Source organism: Xenorhabdus budapestensis, assembly GCF_002632465.1.
GTDB classification, from domain to species: domain Bacteria; phylum Pseudomonadota; class Gammaproteobacteria; order Enterobacterales; family Enterobacteriaceae; genus Xenorhabdus; species Xenorhabdus budapestensis.
On sequence record NZ_NIBS01000171.1, the window covers coordinates 1 to 213 of the forward strand.

The window sequence follows — 213 nt, forward strand, 5'->3', positions numbered from 1 at the left end:
GGACATTGGTGCATCCGACACTGGGTGAACTGACCGTCAGTGTGACAGAAAGTGGCCTGCGTATGACTGAGAGCGCGGAATCGGGCCGGGTGTTTGAGTTCACGTTAACGGTGATTGAGTCCGGCCTGAAAGTCTTTGCGGTCACCAACAGCACCAAATCCGCCACTGAGGTAAAGAAAAACTGGCTGAAAGTCTACACGACCACACTGGCGA

General features: G+C 54.0%; 1 pseudogene. It reads left to right on the forward strand.

Annotated elements, in window-relative coordinates:
• A pseudogene (locus Xbud_RS19470) lies at positions 1-213 on the forward strand (hypothetical protein); the annotation flags it as partial.